13 protein-coding genes and 1 pseudogene are annotated in these 16804 nt (G+C 57.2%); 10 read left to right on the forward strand and 4 right to left on the reverse strand.

All coding sequences use genetic code 11. The annotated features are described in order from the left end of the window. Positions 1 to 20 precede the first annotated feature (20 nt). The 5 genes from AC1DXW_RS16385 to AC1DXW_RS16405 all read left to right on the forward strand — a co-directional run bounded on the left by AC1DXW_RS16385 (position 21) and on the right by AC1DXW_RS16405 (position 5414). Positions 21 to 1055, forward strand: coding sequence for a GlxA family transcriptional regulator (locus tag AC1DXW_RS16385; protein ID WP_477756743.1), 1035 nt, complete (start codon positions 21 to 23; stop codon positions 1053 to 1055). 97 nt (positions 1056 to 1152) lie between these two features. Continuing rightward, on the forward strand, positions 1153 to 2304 hold the full coding sequence (locus AC1DXW_RS16390; RefSeq protein WP_477760213.1) for an MFS transporter: 1152 nt from the start codon (positions 1153 to 1155) through the stop codon (positions 2302 to 2304). Positions 2305 to 2399: 95 nt separating this feature from the next. Then, a complete protein-coding gene (locus tag AC1DXW_RS16395) occupies positions 2400 to 3293 on the forward strand; it encodes a dihydrodipicolinate synthase family protein (protein ID WP_477756924.1) in 894 nt (297 codons plus the stop codon). A gap of 14 nt (positions 3294 to 3307) precedes the next feature. Further along, positions 3308 to 4633 (forward strand): NAD(P)/FAD-dependent oxidoreductase, encoded by a 1326-nt coding sequence (locus AC1DXW_RS16400; RefSeq protein WP_477760214.1) that lies wholly within the window; start codon positions 3308 to 3310, stop codon positions 4631 to 4633. 73 nt (positions 4634 to 4706) lie between these two features. Beyond that, a complete protein-coding gene (locus AC1DXW_RS16405) occupies positions 4707 to 5414 on the forward strand; it encodes a dimethylsulfonioproprionate lyase family protein (protein ID WP_477755944.1) in 708 nt (235 codons plus the stop codon). 46 nt (positions 5415 to 5460) lie between these two features. Here the strand turns inward: AC1DXW_RS16405 and AC1DXW_RS16410 are convergent, their stop codons facing one another. Beyond that, complete coding sequence (locus AC1DXW_RS16410) at positions 5461 to 5952, reverse strand: SDR family NAD(P)-dependent oxidoreductase (RefSeq protein WP_477755943.1); 492 nt, start codon at positions 5950 to 5952, stop codon at positions 5461 to 5463. 157 nt (positions 5953 to 6109) lie between these two features. Here AC1DXW_RS16410 and AC1DXW_RS16415 point away from each other — a divergent pair, with 157 nt between their 5' ends. Beyond that, positions 6110 to 6385 carry a helix-turn-helix domain-containing protein gene (locus AC1DXW_RS16415; RefSeq protein WP_477755942.1) on the forward strand — a complete coding sequence of 92 codons (276 nt, stop codon included), beginning with the start codon at positions 6110 to 6112 and terminating at the stop codon, positions 6383 to 6385. A gap of 292 nt (positions 6386 to 6677) precedes the next feature. Here the strand turns inward: AC1DXW_RS16415 and AC1DXW_RS16420 are convergent, their stop codons facing one another. Together AC1DXW_RS16420 and AC1DXW_RS16425 are read right to left on the reverse strand one after the other, a co-directional pair. Beyond that, positions 6678 to 7937 carry a type II toxin-antitoxin system HipA family toxin gene (locus AC1DXW_RS16420; RefSeq protein WP_477755941.1) on the reverse strand — a complete coding sequence of 420 codons (1260 nt, stop codon included), beginning with the start codon at positions 7935 to 7937 and terminating at the stop codon, positions 6678 to 6680. Further along, positions 7930 to 8247, reverse strand: a complete 318-nt coding sequence (locus AC1DXW_RS16425) for a helix-turn-helix domain-containing protein (RefSeq protein WP_477755940.1) — start codon at positions 8245 to 8247, stop codon at positions 7930 to 7932. Before AC1DXW_RS16425 ends, AC1DXW_RS16420 begins: the two co-directional genes overlap by 8 nt. A gap of 389 nt (positions 8248 to 8636) precedes the next feature. On the opposite strand from AC1DXW_RS16425, the pseudogene AC1DXW_RS16430 reads away from it, so the two are divergent. Further along, a pseudogene (locus tag AC1DXW_RS16430) lies at positions 8637 to 9056 on the forward strand (IS66 family transposase); the annotation flags it as partial. 345 nt (positions 9057 to 9401) lie between these two features. Here the strand turns inward: AC1DXW_RS16430 and AC1DXW_RS16435 are convergent. Next, positions 9402 to 10472, reverse strand: coding sequence for a S66 peptidase family protein (locus tag AC1DXW_RS16435; protein WP_477755939.1), 1071 nt, complete (start codon positions 10470 to 10472; stop codon positions 9402 to 9404). A gap of 331 nt (positions 10473 to 10803) precedes the next feature. On the opposite strand from AC1DXW_RS16435, the gene mexE reads away from it, so the two are divergent. The 3 genes from mexE to AC1DXW_RS16450 are packed head-to-tail and all read left to right on the forward strand — an operon-like array spanning position 10804 to position 16669. Then, a complete protein-coding gene (gene mexE / locus AC1DXW_RS16440; RefSeq protein WP_477760215.1) occupies positions 10804 to 12057 on the forward strand; it encodes a multidrug efflux RND transporter periplasmic adaptor subunit MexE in 1254 nt (417 codons plus the stop codon). A gap of 11 nt (positions 12058 to 12068) precedes the next feature. Continuing rightward, positions 12069 to 15248: an efflux RND transporter permease subunit gene (locus tag AC1DXW_RS16445; RefSeq protein ID WP_477760216.1), complete on the forward strand. Its 3180-nt coding sequence runs from the start codon at positions 12069 to 12071 to the stop codon at positions 15246 to 15248. Continuing rightward, entirely contained in the window at positions 15248 to 16669 is a 1422-nt protein-coding gene (locus AC1DXW_RS16450) for an efflux transporter outer membrane subunit (protein WP_477756213.1), read from the forward strand. The genes AC1DXW_RS16445 and AC1DXW_RS16450 overlap by 1 nt, the downstream gene beginning before the upstream one ends. Positions 16670 to 16804 lie beyond the last annotated feature (135 nt).

Below are 16804 nucleotides of genomic sequence, written 5' to 3' on the forward strand. Positions count from 1 at the left end.
AAAGGGGTCAAAGAGGATTTATGCCATTCGTATTCGAGAGCGTGCTTAAAGACAAGAACATGGGGTACTCCTATACGGCGGAGAAACCATCAATGCCGCAGGCGGTGACTCGTGTAGCTTTCGTGCTTTTGAACAATTTCTCGATGATGTCGTTCACCGGCGCTATCGATGCGCTGGTGACCGCAAACTTGATTAGCGAGACACCGGCATTCGAAGTGTTGACCGTTGGTATCAAAAGTCGTCTGGTCATGAGCGATCTGGGAATTGCAATTTCAGCAGACCTGGAGTTATCCCAATTGCCAGATCGTATCGACGTTCTCATCGTCGCAGGTGGTTTACGGGTGAAGTTGATCAGCGATCCGATATTACGGCGCAAGCTACGTAACGCCGCCTCTCTTGGTGCGACCATGGGCGGTTTGTGGAACGGCGCCTTTTTCCTGGCGGAAGCTCAGTTAATGGACGGTGTCGAGTGTGCCTTCCATCCAGACGGGCGAGCGATGATGGAGGATGTCTTCCCCAAAGTCCTGGTTTCCTGCCGAACTCACGTAATAGATAGAAACCGTATCACGTGCGCCGGTGCCAGTAGTTCCTTACGAATGATGCTGGAACTCATCACCGCTAAACAAGGCGTGTCGCTGACCCATGCTGTCGAGGAAATACTTAGCTGCGATCAAACCCCTGAAGTCTCTGGGATATCGACGGTCATCGTTGACTCTGACCCCACCTTGCCACAAACCCTGAAGCTCGCTTTAGAACTGATGCAAAAGAACATCGAAGAGCCGCTTTCCATCGACGAACTGGCCGAATGCGTGAACATTTCCCGACGACAATTGGAGCGCCGTTTCTGCCGCTTCGTCGGCGCCACCCCCACACGTTACTACCTGGAACTGCGCTTGACTCGAGCGCGTCAGCTTATTCTGCAGAGCAATCGGCCGATCACCGATATCGCGATCGCGACCGGCTTTTGCAGTTTCGCCAACTTCCATATGCGCTTTCGTGACTTCTTTGGCGTAGCGCCAAGTAGCTATAGAGCGACGTATGAGCGCAGGCGTTAGTTTTCCGAAACGCAAGCACGCAAAAAACCAAAGAAATCCGCAAAGTCTAAGCCGAGCAAATGATGGTTAACATCATCGATAAGGATTACCGAGAATTATGAATGCTCCATCGTCAGTGTTGATACCGACGGCTAACTACAGCGAGCGGATGTCTACACGCATTGCCTTCCTCATCGCGGGCTTACTCATGTCCGCTTGGGCGCCTCTGGTTCCATTGGTAAAGGCACGCGTTGGTTTGGACGATGGTGGCTTGGGGTTGCTGCTTCTCGGCCTTGGCGGCGGATCTATTGTAGCCATGCCGTTTGCTGGATATCTCACTGCGCACTATGGGTGCCGACCGGTCGTCATCTGGGCAACTATTGCACTGTGTGCCGTTCTTGCGCTTTTGAGCACCGTGGTGTGGCTACCTGGCCTGGTGATAGCTGTCATTATCTTCGGCGCCAGCATGGGCATGCTTGATTGCGCCATGAACATACAGTCCGTCATCGTCGAGAAAAACAGCGGGCAGGCACTTCAGTCTGGCTTCCATGGCCTTTACAGCGTCGGAGGTATATTGGGCGCCGGGGCGATGACCGCTTTACTGACCTTCGGCCTGGATCCACTGATGGCTGCGCTCTGTATCGTTGCCACAGTTTTGGGAGCACTTTACAAGGCTGCACCTGCTTTGCTGACTTATGGCACTGAACGGGGCGGGCCATTGTTCGCGGTGCCCAGGGGTATCGTGCTGTTTTTAGGGACGCTCTGTTTCATCGTATTCCTCACTGAAGGTGCAATGCTTGACTGGAGCGCGGTCTTCCTTGTCTCGAATCGAGGGTTAGAGCCGAGCATCGCCGGTTTGGGCTACGCATCCTTCGCCGCTGCAATGACGGTGGGCCGCCTGACGGGAGACGCCATCGTCAGCAAACTAGGCGGCGTGCGCGTAGTTGCGCTAGGCGGGCTCTGCGCAGCCGCAGGCATGCTCGTGTCGCTTGGAATCGATGGCTGGCCCGCGTCCCTGGTCGGCTATGCCCTGGTCGGGGCTGGCTGCTCGAACATTGTCCCAGTGATCTTTACCGCTGTAGGCCGGCAACAACGCATGCCACAGGCGGTTGCCATCCCCGCTGTCATCTCGATGGGCTACGCGGGCATTCTGATAGGTCCCGTATTTATTGGGGCAGTCGCCCATCTAAGCACCTTGTCATTCGCTTTGGGCTGCCTGATTGTTCTGCTGGTTTTTGTCAGTACAACAGCTCGAATACTTCGTAATTAACCGAATCTTTTCAGGCGCGATATCTCTCCACTTCATCCTGGAGAGACCCAATAAGAATTGCTTCAGCGTTATCCCCCCACGGAGAGGTTCAGAAGATGAGTGATTTTGCTTTCCCAGGCGTCAACCTTGCGGTGACTACCCCGTTCGACACCGACGGGAAGATCGACTTCGCACGCTTTGAAACCCTTCTTGAGCGCTACATCAGTGCGGGAGTAAATGGATTCGTCCTGAGTTCAGGCACCGGCATGCATGTCTATCTTTCCAAGGAGGAATCCAGGGAGTTGGTGGCCTTTGGATCGAAGGTAATACGCGGCCGCACCAAGATTATCGTCCAGACCTCGGCCCTGCTGGTAGACGATGTCGTAGAGCGGACGTTACACGCCGCTGAATGTGGTGCTGATGGGGTCATGGTATTGCCGCCTTTTTTTGAAGGCCCTACCGACGACGAGGGTGTGATCCATTTTTACTCAGCCGTAGCGAAGGCCGGCTTGCCGATCATCGGCTACAACGTACCTCAAGCGGTCGGCGTCGAAGTCACTCCGGATCTTCACCGCAAACTGTGCCTGATCCCTGGTTTTTCAGGCGTCAAGGACAGCAGCGGCGATCTCGGCAAACAAGCCTCACTGATCCGCACCGGGTTGCCTGTCATGAATGGCGCTGACCCTTTGGTTCCCTATGCGCTCTTTGCTGGCTGTGCAGGGCTCATCTGGGGCGGTGCGAACATGGCTCCCAAGACCTGCGTCGCGCTGGTAAAAGCCGCCACCCAACATCGTTGGGATGAGGCTCGGGAAATCTGGATGCTGCTTGAACCCGTGATGTCGCTGATTTGGGAGGGCGACTACGTTCAATCCGTTTATGCCGGCGCCAACATCACCGGATACGGCGCCGGCCAACCCCGGCGTCCCCTGACTCCCCTGTCTGCCGAGCGGACCAGAGTGTTACGCGACGCGCTAGGGCAACTGGTAGAACTCGAAGCCGCAGCGTCCTGAGCAAGGGGAACACCATGTTCGTCGCTTCAAAATTACCGAAACTGACCACAGCCTCCGGTTGGGTTGAGCTGCTGGACCGGCGAACGCCGACGTTTCCCCTTCAAAAGGCAATTACAGTCGATATTGCAATCATTGGCGCAGGCTTTGCGGGCCTTTCCGCTGCCCGCAGAATTTCGCAAATCGACCCCACGACCACTGTCGCCCTGCTTGAGGCCACGATCATTGGGGAAGGTGCCGCAGGACGCAACTCTGGCTTCATCATCGACCTGCCACACGAAGTGTCTTCAGATGACTACGGCGGAAATTCCCTGGCTCGTTCCAGGCAGGATATTTTCCTGTATCGAAGCGCGATCGATCTCGCTGCCGGTGTTGCTGAAGATCAGCAATGGGGACCTGAGATCTTCAATCCATGCGGGCGATACAGCGTGGCCATGGGATCGCGCGGCGAAGAACATATCAAGGCCTATGCGAAGCAACTGACAGCTTTAGGCGAGCGTCATCAAATACTCAGTGCTACGGAAATTTCGCAGATCACAGGTACACCTGCCTATACGGCTGGCCTGTTCATGCCTGGCACGGTCATTGTGCAACCGGCTGCATACATCCGAGGCGTCGCGGATAGCCTGCGTGCAACGGTACAGGTATTCGAGCAGACACCGGCTTTATCCTTTGAAGTTAAAAACGGCAGCTGGCTGATCAAGACACCTGACGGCTCCGTGACAGCCCAAAAAATAATCTTGGCCAACAATGGATACGCGCGTGACTTTGGCTTCTTTCAGAAGACGCTCATGCCTATCTTCACCTATGCATCCATGACGGAGGCGTTTGATCCCGACCTGCTTTCTGGACAAAGACAGTGGGCCGCCACCCCTGCCCTGCCCATGGGCACGACCGTGCGGCGAATCGCTGGCAGGGACGGTGATCGAATACTGATTCGTTCACGCTACACCTTTAGCACCAAGGTGCAGGTCAGCGAAAACGCGGTGAACAGCGCTGGCAAGGCTCATGATAAAAAATTCGCCAGTCGTTTTCCGATGCTACCAAAGGTTCGTATGCAGTACCGGTGGGGTGGGGAAATGGCGGTGACACTGAACGGAGTACCCGCCTTTGGAGAAGTTGCGCCTGGTGTGATCAGCGCTTGCGGCTGCAACGGCCTTGGGGCGTCTAAATCCACCGCTGCCGGGATCGCCGCAGCAGATTTCGCGATGGAAAAAAGCACGCCGATTCTCGACATCTTCAACGACTACGCGCCGCCCAAGAAGTTGCCAGCAGAACCTTTCCTCAGTATCGGGGCGAGCGCCAATCTTTATATGAAAGAGCTGCTCGCTGGCCGTGAGTAAGGTGACCTCGCCTTGGTAAATCAAAGGCGTTTCCCACGGCGACCCGCGTTGTCTATTCGAGAGGTAAAGGGCTATGCAATTCAACTGCAATATGTCGGAGCAAGAACTCCTGATGCATGGAGTGATTATGCGGGAGGCACTCCTGCGAATCCTTGCCCGTCATTCCCCACTTTGCGGGATCGACGGCGGGGATACTGAAACCTGTGTTCGCTCCTTGGCTGATGCCCACTTGAACATCGGCCTGCCTCCCTTCAAGGGCAACCCCCTGCCCTCGTCCTTGCACTCCACGGTCTCACAGGCGTTATCTGACGCTCCCAGAATTCAGAGTGACTTCAAAACTCTGCTAACAGCGCTTGAGCCCCTATTACGCAATAGCCGGTGGATAAAGCGACTCGCTACTGAAAGGGATGATGCCGGCCTCGAAGAAAAACATCGGCATGCATTGATTCTCGGAGAAGGCGCGCTGTTCGAATGTTCAACGATGACAGTGGGACTGGCTGTGATGGCGCCCAACCTTTGCTACCCCTTCCATGCGCATCCCCCTGCAGAATTCTACGTCGTTTTATCAGAAGGTGATTGGTACCGGGAAGATGTCGGATGGTGGAATCCGGGGCCTGGCGGTGTGGTGTTCAACCCCCCGTCAGCTGTCCATTCAATGAGGTCTACCCACAAGCCGCTGCTAGCACTATGGGGCCTGATACACGAATCGTCACAGCCCATTCGTGAACGCAAAACTTCAGCGGATCTGGTGTTCCCTGGCGGACGATCAGAGCAGCCGTAATCCAGCATTCGCTTAGTTACATCGGCAGCCACCCGTCAACTCGGATCTAAGTCACACATATTGAATGCCGAGCCGCCTTGGTCGCGGCATAGACCGAATGCAGCGGGGAGCCCTTTTTGTGCGCCACCGAGGCGTTGAGGACTACCGACGCCCCCTCGCTGAGCAGCGGCAGCGCCTTTTGCACGGTGAAGAACAGACCGCGGACATTGGCGTTGAACTGCCTGTCGAAGTCCTCCGGCGTCACCGCCTCGAACGACGAGAGACTGCTGACGCCCACGTTGGCGAACAACACATCGATCCTGCCCAAGCGCGTGCCGACTTCAGCATAGAGGGCGTCCAGTGCTTCCAGATCGGAAACATCCGCGACGATGGCCACGGCGCTTTCGCCAATTTCGGTGGCGGCTTTATCGAAGGCGGATTTGGTGCGGCCGACGATGACGACATTTGCGCCTTCCTGGGCGAACAGCTTCGCTGAGGCGAGGCCGATGCCACTGCCGCCGCCTGTGATTACAGCGACTTTTCCAAGTAGTTTTCCCATTTCATGTACTCCTTGCATCGATAGGGTGTGATAAAGCGCGTCGCACCGGCGCGGTTACGTCTGGAACAGCGCGAAGGTGAGGAACATGTCGAGGTAGCCAGGCATCACGCCCTCCGCCAGCACGCCAACCATCGACACTTGGCCACTGCTTGCCGGGATGTCGCGCTCCACCTTCGCGGCGCTGTTCAAGTCGGTCGTCGGAGTGCCGCCGCTGACCTACGTCGCGACGTGGCGTATTTATCGTGCCAAGCTCATCCTCGCTGCCGGCCACTCGATCGCAGCTGCGGCGCAGCAGACGGGATACGGCAGCGACATCACACTCAGCCGCGCGTTTAAAGCCGCGACCGGCGTGTCACCTGGACAATGGCGGCGCGAGCGGCGGACCTCCGGCCGCAATGATCCGCAGCCTGATAGATTGGTGACGCTAACTTAACTCGGGTTTGAAGTTGACCTGCCGATGGTCGTGGCGCTATCCGGGGTAAGGCTGAACCCCGTGAGCAATTGCCCATCGTAGGGAGCGACAGGGGCAAAACCAGGGGCATGTTCATGACTCTTCGGCCTGTAAAGTCGAGGTAGAGCCCTGGTGAAATGTTCTTCGGGGATCCGGACAGTCTTTAAGTTGCCTTGGCGAGAGATCATCAGGGTTAAATCTCCATTCTCGAACAATGGATGCTTTCAACCCTGAATGCAGAGATGAAGGGCCGATTCCTGCCCTCCAAATGGTGTTAGCGCAGCTGGTCGATGTTCTCGTCGATTCGGCCTTGAATGGTATCCAGGGTGTCTTGGGTGATCACGCGTGGGTACAGGTTCTCGGCGATGGTCGCAAACTGGCTCGCGACGTTGCAAATTTTGTCAATGATGCCGCCAGCAGTCTCCACTGAGACCTCTGCTTCGTCTGCAAGTCTGAGCATCGCGTCTCGATCAATCTCCAAGGCCTCGCCCATCACGTCCATCTGGTGATAACCGCCCGGTCCCTCGCAGAAAGTCACATCGTAGGCCGGCGCCAGCTGCCATGCACCGGACGGAGACATGACGTAGGCGAAGTTTTTTGGGTGGTCGTCTCGGTTGTTGAATGCAACATTGAAGACGGCGCGCTCGAAGGCGATAGCTTTCTCTCGCACATCGTTGGTGCACATCTGCGTCGCACGCAAGAAGTTGACATAGTCCAAGGACCCCGGTGACTTGTAGTCGGCCCCGGTAAAGACTGCAAGGCTTTGCATGGGCACGCGCTTGCCGTCCATACGATCAAAGCGCTTACTCGCGAAGGCTGCCAGCCCGTTGGGCAGACTGAAATGCCGGGTGTCCGGGGTCTGGATGCCGCACATGCGCAAGCACTCGGCATAGACCATTTCGATAGCACACACCTCGGGATGTTCTTCTTTTGCCGGGAACTTGATGAGCCAGGCTTCAAAGCCCGGCTTGGCGGCGGTGGTGAAGGCTCCACTTTGAGGATCGCGATAGACCAACGCCTTTGGCCTGGCGCCTTGAGGGGAGCCCCCTACCAACAGTAACGTCTGCAGGAATTCCCCACCTTCCCCATTGAGAACTTCCTGAATCTCAGCCGCAAGCAGTTCAAGGGGGATATGCGCTTGCGGCTCCTGCCCTTCGGGAGCCACGGGCTCGAACGACATTGCCCCCATGGCATTATTACCAACATAGGCCAGCCGCTCCAGAGGTCCTATGCGTGCTGTGTTGAGGCCGCGGCGCCTGAACAACCGGTCCATCAGCAGCAGGCCCCAACCGTCAGGCAACGAGTCATAGATAGGCCCTGGCAGGCCCAACTGATGTGACGGAAAACCTCGACGTAGTTGGGGGCCGTCCAATGGAAGTGTGTAGGACGACAGCTCCAGGCCTCTGCTCTTCGCTTCATTGCTGTACTCAAACACAATCTGTGGGCGACCGGTGATAGCGGTCGTAGACACAAGCGTGCCCCACAGCCAACGTTCACCCCACCCCTCGTAGTAGACGTCAACCTGCTCAAGCATTATCGGACTTCCTCTTGGTGCGATGACGATTGACAGTGTTTTCGTATCGGCGAATGTCTTCAAGGCTATCGAGCTTTGGCAAGAACAGCCCTTCGAGCTCCTTGGTTCGTCCAAGGACCATGGCCACGCGGACCACATTCTCGAACCCGACATTGCGCCCAGCTTCAAGGTTGGAAACGGTATTGGTCCCGATACCGGCGCGACCGGCCACTTCGGCTTGCGTCATCTGCAAAGCCAGCCGTTCCGTGCGCAGACGATTGCAGAGCCGCTTGACGATTTCACTCGGCTTGCTGAAGCTTAAATCCAACATAACGTGTCGTCCGTCGCTGCACACCATTTAATACCCAAAATTATAGAATTAACCGCAATCCAGTTCAAGATGCGTAATTCCCTTGTTTTGTGTTTTATATTGGCTTTTCCTGTATTAATCACGGCCTATTGGAATTAATTCTGTTCTTTTGAAGATTCGTCCTGCAGGTATCATTTTCCCTGCCTCAGCGATGAACGTAAGCGCGCCATAAACCTCACATACAAGACTCGCAGCCGATCCCCGATGCTGTGCTCCCGATTCCCTCTGGAGTCAGCCCCGCCATGATGCGACCCGATGCTAAAGTCGAAAAAGTCTATCTCTACCCAAAGCCCGTCGGCTTTCTAAAATCCATTAATGGCCTGGCCGCACTGGTCGAGTTGGATAAAGCAGGTCGTCACGAGCACAGCCTGCCGGCGTTGGCTCAGTTGAAAAACTGGATGGAAAAGACACAGCCTCAGGTCACAGCTCAGAACGCCCTGGGCAAAGCCATCAGTTATCTGGCCAACAACTGGAACAAACTTGCGTGGTATGTCGAGGAAGGCTACTTGCCGATTGACAACAACCCTGCCGAACGCGCCATCAGGCCCTTCGTGATCGGAAGGAAGAACTGGTTGTTCACCGACACGTCCAAAGGCGCGATGGCCAGTGCTCAACTTTACAGCCTGGTCGAGACAGCCAAAGCCAACGGCCAGGAGCCCTATGCGTGGCTGCGCCACGCACTTGAGCGCCTGCCGACGGCTTCTTCGGTTGAGGATTACGAAGCTTTACTGCCCTGGAACTGCTCGCCGGTATCGCATAATCCATCTTGAGGCTGGTGGAGGTTTACGGAGCTTAATGAATACGAGCGGAGCAACGATCATGGAATACGACGATAAACTGATTGAAGAAGCCGTGCTTGCCCTGTTGGCAGCTTTCAGTTTCGATAACGGCGATACGTAGAACGTCAGTGCGCTGCAGTGTTGCCGGCCGTATGGAGTTTCTACTGAACGCACAAGCGCACTCCTGCCCTACGTCAGGTTCACTACCCCTGCCAGTTTCGGTTGAGGCGTTACATTAAGACCAACAGGTGCGCCTGATGGTCCATGAAAATGAGTGCGACTGCGGGCTTCTTCGAGTGTTCAACATTTATTTGACCACCCGAAGAATATCCCGAATCAAGAGCGTTTATGAGACAGGGAGTATTTCACGATACTCTGGTCTGCCCGCACTTCCATCTCAACCTCCGCCCCCATAATCAACGGGTAATGATCAGGTATATGCCCTGCGGGAAAAGCAAATATTTTAGGCACTTTATATTTTTCTGTAATTTGATGAATCAAGCTATAAGCAGCCTCGTCAAAATCCGACTTCACGCCGCCTATATCCCGCATGGAGCCTATAATGATGCCTTTTATTTTAGCCAACACACCTGCCGTTTCCAGCGTTTGCATTTGCCGATCGATTCTATAATAAGCATTTTCTCCGACCTCCTCCAAGAACAATATTGCTCCCTTGTAATCGAAGTCGTAGCGGGTTCCAGAAACGGCTCCAACAATAGTCTGGTTTCCACCCACCAGTCGCCCCTTGGCCTTGCCCGTTTTATTCAGTGCATGTGAAACAATCTTATACTCTGGCGCGTGGTCTTTCAAAATATCAAAAATCTTGCCGTAGGCAGACGGCGGAGGAGGAACGCCATTACTCAGGGTTCGTACGACGTTGTGCCCATGGATCGTAGCGATACCGTGGCGATTGAAAGCGCTGTGCAGGTAAGTGATATCGGAATAACCAATCAGCCATTTGGGATTTTTACAAATGGCACTAAAATTTAGTCCATCCAGCAACTGTACACTTCCATAACCCCCACGAGTCACCCAGATAGCGTCGATATTCGGGTCATCGCACGCCCATTGTAAATCTGCCAACCTTTGCTGCGGGGTGCCTGCATAGGCATAATGATTGTCATACTTCTCAAAGCAGTTTTTTGAATATACAAAATCATACCCCTGCTCTTTAATCATCGTAGTAACGTGATCCAAAAAGGCCGGATTGGTCAAATAACCCGCTGGCGAAACTATAGCGATCCTGCTTCCACTTTTCAGGGACTTCGGCAATCTCATGTTACTCATGTTTTTCTCCTCTAATTGGCTGAACACAAACTCAGCATACCAGAGCCATTCAATAGTCCCACTTACGCTTTCCTGATGAATCATTACAGGAAACTTCGCAATTTCTTTCCACTTCAGCAAACAATTAACTACCTTTAATACAGCAGCTTCATTATACGAATTACATTTCGTATGCTTTGGCTGTATCGAAAAACGACTGATACCTCATTGAATGCACCTCACCATAGGGCGTCCAAAACCGGCACATCGACCTCCCTCATACCTTTGCAAACCTGGAAACACAGAATTTCCATCAACCGGGTTGATCGCTCCCTGACACAAGGCGCAGGCTAGAGGGCTGGCTTGGGTCTCATATCATTCCGAATGATAGTTACCTTCGCCCCATTCGATTCGTCCGATACAAACCCGCCGCGCATCATTCGCCAATCTCAACACATTGGCGGATGCATCCATGGAACAGTCACTCAAACATTTGCGCTTCCCCTTGGCTTTGTTGGCCGTAGTGGTGATCAGCGCTTGCGGCAAGGCCCCGGAAACCGCCGCCAGCATGCCAGCAGCCAAGGTCAGCGTGGCCAAGGTGCTGGAACAACCGGTMAACGAGTGGGACGAATTCACCGGCCGCCTCGAAGCGCCGGAAACCGTCGAGATTCGTCCACGGGTCTCCGGTCAGATCGATGAAGTGGCCTTCACAGAGGGTGCCCTGGTCAAGAAAGGYGACCTGCTGTTCCAGATCGACCCGCGTCCGTTCCAGGCTGAGGTCCGCCGCCTCGAAGCACTGGTTGCACAATCGCGCGCCAATGCTACCCGTAGCGAAAACGAAGCCCAGCGCGGTGAACGCCTGCGCACCAGCAACGCCATTTCCGCTGAACTGGCCGATTCGCGTACCAGCGCCGCCCAGGAAGCCCGCGCCGCCGTCGGCGCTCTTCAGGCACAGCTGGACCTGGCCAAGCTGAACCTGAGCTTCACCCGCGTCACCGCACCGATCAGCGGCCGCGTCAGCCGTGCGGAAATCACCGCCGGCAACCTGGTGACCGCCGACACCACCCCGCTGACCAGCGTGGTCTCCACCGACAAGGTGTATGCCTACTTCGACGCGGACGAGCGTGTGTTCCTCAAGTACACGGAGCTCGCTCGCCAGGGCAAGCGCGGCGCCACCACCCCGGTTTATATGGGCCTGTCCAACGAGGACGGCAACCCGCATCAGGGCGTGATGAACTTCGTCGACAACCAGGTCAACCCGAAAACCGGCACCATCCGTGGCCGCGCCGTGTTCGACAACAGCGATGGCAGCTACACCCCGGGCCTGTATGCACGCCTGAAACTGGTGGGCAGCGGTACGTACAGCGCCATGCTGATCAACGATGAGGCGGTCGGCACCGACCTGGGCAAGAAGTTCGTGCTGGTGATGGATGCCGACAACAAGACCGCCTACCGCGCGGTGGAACTGGGTCCGAAGATCGAAGGTCTGCGCATCGTGCGCAACGGTCTGAACAAGGACGACACCATCATCGTCAAGGGCCTGCAACGGGTGCGCCCTGGCTCACCGGTCACCCCTGAGGTGATTCCGATGGCCAGCGAACAAACCCTCGCGGCTCTCGCACAACAACGCCAAGCGCTGGAAGCCAGCAACCTGCCTCAAGTCGCACCTGCCAAGGTTGCGCCGGGTACGGTTGTGAAACTGGCTGCCACGACCCCACGCGGTTAAGGGATTCCAAGATGAATTTTTCCCAATTCTTCATTTCGCGGCCGATCTTCGCAGCGGTGCTGTCGCTGCTGATCCTGATCGCCGGTGCGATCTCGCTGTTCCAGTTGCCGATCAGCGAATACCCGGAAGTGGTGCCGCCGACCGTGGTGGTCCGCGCCAACTTCCCGGGTGCCAACCCGAAAGTCATCGGCGAAACCGTGGCCGCGCCGCTGGAACAAGCCATCACCGGCGTCGAGAACATGCTGTACATGTCCTCGCAATCCACCGCTGACGGCAAGATCACCCTGACCATCACCTTTGCCCTGGGTACCGACCTGGACAACGCCCAGGTGCAGGTGCAGAACCGCGTGACCCGCACCGAGCCGAAACTCCCCGAGGAAGTGACGCGCATCGGTATCACCGTGGACAAGGCGTCGCCCGACCTGACGATGGTGGTGCACTTGACCTCGCCGGACAAACGCTACGACATGCTGTACCTGTCCAACTACGCTCTGCTCAACATCAAGGATGAGCTGGCGCGCCTGGGCGGTGTCGGTGATGTGCAGTTGTTCGGCATGGGCGATTACTCGCTGCGTGTATGGCTGGACCCGAACAAGACCGCTTCGCGCAACCTGACCGCGACCGATGTGGTCACGGCAATTCGCGAACAGAACCGTCAAGTGGCGGCCGGTGCGCTGGGTGCGCCGCCAGCACCGAATGCCACGGCATTCCAGCTGTCGGTCAACACACAGGGCCGTCTGGTCAGTGAGGAAGAGTTCGAGAACATCATCATTCGCTCTGGCGACAACGGTGAAATCACTCGTCTGAAGGACATCGCTCGCGTCGAACTGGGTTCGAGCCAATACGCCTTGCGTTCGCTGCTGAACAACCAGCCGGCAGTGGCGATCCCGATCTTCCAGCGTCCTGGTTCCAACGCTATCGAAATCTCCAATGAAGTCCGGGCCAAAATGGCCGAACTGAAGAAGAGCTTCCCCGAAGGCATGGACTTCAGCATCGTCTATGACCCGACGATCTTCGTGCGCGGCTCCATCGAGGCGGTGGTTCACACCCTCTTCGAAGCGCTGATCCTCGTGGTGCTGGTGGTGATCCTGTTCCTGCAGACCTGGCGTGCTTCGATCATTCCATTGGTCGCTGTGCCGGTATCGCTGATCGGTACCTTTGCCGTGATGCACCTGTTCGGCTTCTCGCTCAACGCCTTGTCGCTGTTCGGCCTGGTATTGGCCATCGGCATCGTGGTGGACGACGCCATCGTGGTGGTGGAGAACGTCGAACGGAACATCGAACTCGGATTGACTCCGGTCGAAGCCACCAAACGCGCCATGCGTGAAGTGACCGGCCCGATCATTGCGACGGCGCTGGTGCTGTGTGCGGTGTTTGTTCCGGCGGCGTTCATCTCCGGTTTGACCGGCCAGTTCTACAAGCAGTTCGCCCTGACCATTGCGATTTCCACGGTGATTTCGGCCTTCAACTCCCTGACCCTGTCGCCTGCTCTGGCCGCGGTACTGCTCAAGGGTCACGACGCGCCGAAAGACCGTTTCTCCAAGGTGCTGGACAAGATTTTCGGTGGCTGGTTGTTCCGTCCGTTCAACCGCTTCTTTGAAAAGGCCAGCCATGGTTATGTCGGCACCGTTGCCCGCGTGATCCGCTCAAGCGGTATCGCCCTGCTGCTGTACGCCGGCCTGATGGTCCTGACCTTCTTCGGTTTCTCCAGCACCCCGACCGGTTTCGTCCCCGGCCAGGACAAGCAATACCTGGTGGCCTTCGCGCAATTGCCGGATGCCTCGAGCCTGGACCGTACCGAAGACGTGATCAAGCGCATGTCCGACCTGGCCTTGAAACAGCCGGGCGTGGAAAGCGCGGTGGCCTTCCCGGGCCTGTCGATCAACGGCTTCACCAACAGCCCGAACGCCGGCATCGTGTTCGTGACCCTGAAACCGTTCGACGAACGTAAAGACCCGAGCATGTCTGCCGGTGCGATTGCCGGTGCCTTGAACGGCCAGTACGCGAACATCCAGGAAGCCTACATGGCGATCTTCCCGCCGCCGCCGGTACAAGGCCTGGGCACCATCGGTGGTTTCCGCCTGCAGATCGAAGACCGGGGCAACCTGGGCTACGAAGAGCTGTACAAGGAAACCATGAACATCATCACCAAGAGCCACAGCGTGCCGGAACTGGCCGGCCTGTTCACCAGCTACACGGTGAACGTGCCACAGGTCGATGCTGCCATCGACCGGGAAAAAGCCAAGACCCACGGCGTGGCCGTCAGCGACATCTTCGACACCCTGCAGATTTACCTGGGTTCGCTGTATGCCAACGACTTCAACCGCTTCGGGCGCACCTATCAGGTCAACGTTCAGGCCGAACAACAGTTCCGCCTCGAATCCGACCAGATCGGCCAGCTGAAAGTGCGCAACAACAAGGGTGAGATGATCCCGCTGGCGACCTTCATCAAGGTCAGCGACACCTCGGGTCCCGACCGCGTGATGCACTACAACGGCTTCATCACCGCTGAAATCAACGGTGCGGCAGCCCCCGGCTACAGCTCCGGCCAGGCCGAAAAAGCCATCGAGAAACTGCTCAAGGAAGAACTGCCGAACGGCATGACCTACGAATGGACCGACCTGACCTACCAGCAGATCCTGTCCGGCAACACCGCGCTGTTCGTGTTCCCGCTCTGTGTGCTGCTGGCGTTCCTGGTACTGGCGGCTCAGTACGAAAGCTGGAGCCTGCCACTGGCGGTGATCCTGATCGTACCGATGACCCTGCTGTCGGCCATCACCGGTGTGATCGCCTCCGGCGGTGACAACAACATCTTTACCCAGATCGGTTTGATCGTATTGGTAGGGCTTGCCTGCAAGAACGCGATCCTGATCGTCGAGTTCGCCAAGGACAAACAGCTCGAAGGCCTAAACCCGCTGGCGGCGGTTCTGGAAGCTTGCCGTCTGCGTCTGCGGCCGATCCTGATGACCTCCTTCGCGTTCATCATGGGCGTCGTGCCGCTGGTGTTCTCCAGCGGTGCCGGTGCCGAAATGCGCCACGCCATGGGTGTAGCGGTGTTCTCCGGGATGCTCGGGGTGACCTTCTTCGGTCTGTTGCTGACGCCAGTGTTCTACGTATTGATTCGTAACTTTGTCGAGCGCGGCCAGGCACGTAAAGCCGCCAAGGCCGCCCTGAAGCTGGAGTCGCATTGATGAGTTTGAAAGCCTTCCTGCCGAGCCTGCTGGTACTGGCCCTGAGTGCCTGTGCCGTGGGTCCGGACTACAAGACGCCAACCACCGAGGCGGCCCACATCACGGCCGCCACCGATGGCGCCGCCGGCCAGAAGAATTTTGACCGTTCGCGTTTCGAAGGCATCTGGTGGCAGCAGTTCGAAGACCCGACCCTCAACCAGCTGGTGACGCAATCCCTGCAAGGCAACCGCGATCTGCGCGTCGCCTTCGCCCGCTGGAAAGCCGCACGGGCGATCCGCGATGACGTCAGCAACGATGCCATGCCGACCATCACCAGCCGCGTCAGCAGTGATTTGGGCAAAGGCCAGATTCCCGGCCAGACCACCGACCGGGTCAACAGCGAACGCTACGACCTGGGCCTGGATATGGCGTGGGAGATCGATCTGTTCGGCCGCATCCAGCGCAACCTGGAGTCGGCCAACGCCGAGCAACAGGCGTTCGAGGCCGATCTGTACCAACTGCAAGTCACCATGATTGCCGAACTGGTGGATTCCTACGGCCAACTGCGCGGCGCGCAACTGCGGGAGAAAATCGCCCTGGCCAACCTGCAGAACCAGCAGGAGTCGCGCAAGATCACCGTCAGCCTGCGTGATGCCGGCGTCGGTGATCAGCTCGACGTGGAGCGTGCCGATGCGCGACTCGCGTCAGTCGAGGCCAGCGTGCCGCAATTGCAGGCCGAACAGGTTCGGCAGAAAAACCGCATCGCCACCCTGCTGGGTGAACGTCCGGACAAGCTGACCGTGGACCTGAGCCCGAAAGACCTGCCGGCGATCGCCAAGGCATTGCCGATCGGTGATCCGGGTGAGCTGCTGCAACGCCGTCCGGACATTCGCAGTGCCGAACGCCAATTGGCGTCGGCCACGGCACGTATCGGCGTGGCCAAGGCTGACCTGTTCCCGCGGGTCAGCCTCAGCGGCTTCCTCGGTTTTACCGCCGGGCGCGGTTCACAGATCGGCTCCTCGGCAGCCAACGCTTGGGCGCTCGGCCCGAGCATCACCTGGGCGGCGTTTGACCTGGGCAGTGTGAAGGCCCGGTTGCGCGGCGCCGACGCCGATGCCGAAGGCGCCCTGGCGACCTATGAGCAACACGTGTTGCTGGCCCTGGAAGAATCGGAAAACGCCTTCAGCGACTACGGCAAACGCCAGCAACGCCTGATCTCGCTGATTCGCCAGAGCGAGTCCAGCCGCTCGGCCGCCGACCTGGCGGAGATCCGCTACCGCGAAGGCTCGGCCGATTTCCTTGTGCTGCTCGACGCCCAACGGGAACGCCTGGCCGCCGAAGACACCCAGGCCCAGGCTGAAGTCGACCTGTATCGCGGCATCGTCGCGATCTACAAGGCCCTTGGCGGTGGCTGGCAGCCGGAGACGGTCGCCAGCAACTGACCCGATGTTTTAATGCGCTCCTTTGGTTGGCCGCAGCCAACCAATTTCCTTGCCCTGCGTCTCATTCGGTCGCGGGGCTTTTTTATCCTCTCAAAAACACCGCCTGCACCATGTAGGAGCGAGCCTGCTCGCGAT

Source organism: Pseudomonas sp. P4_C4 (genome assembly GCF_056402055.1).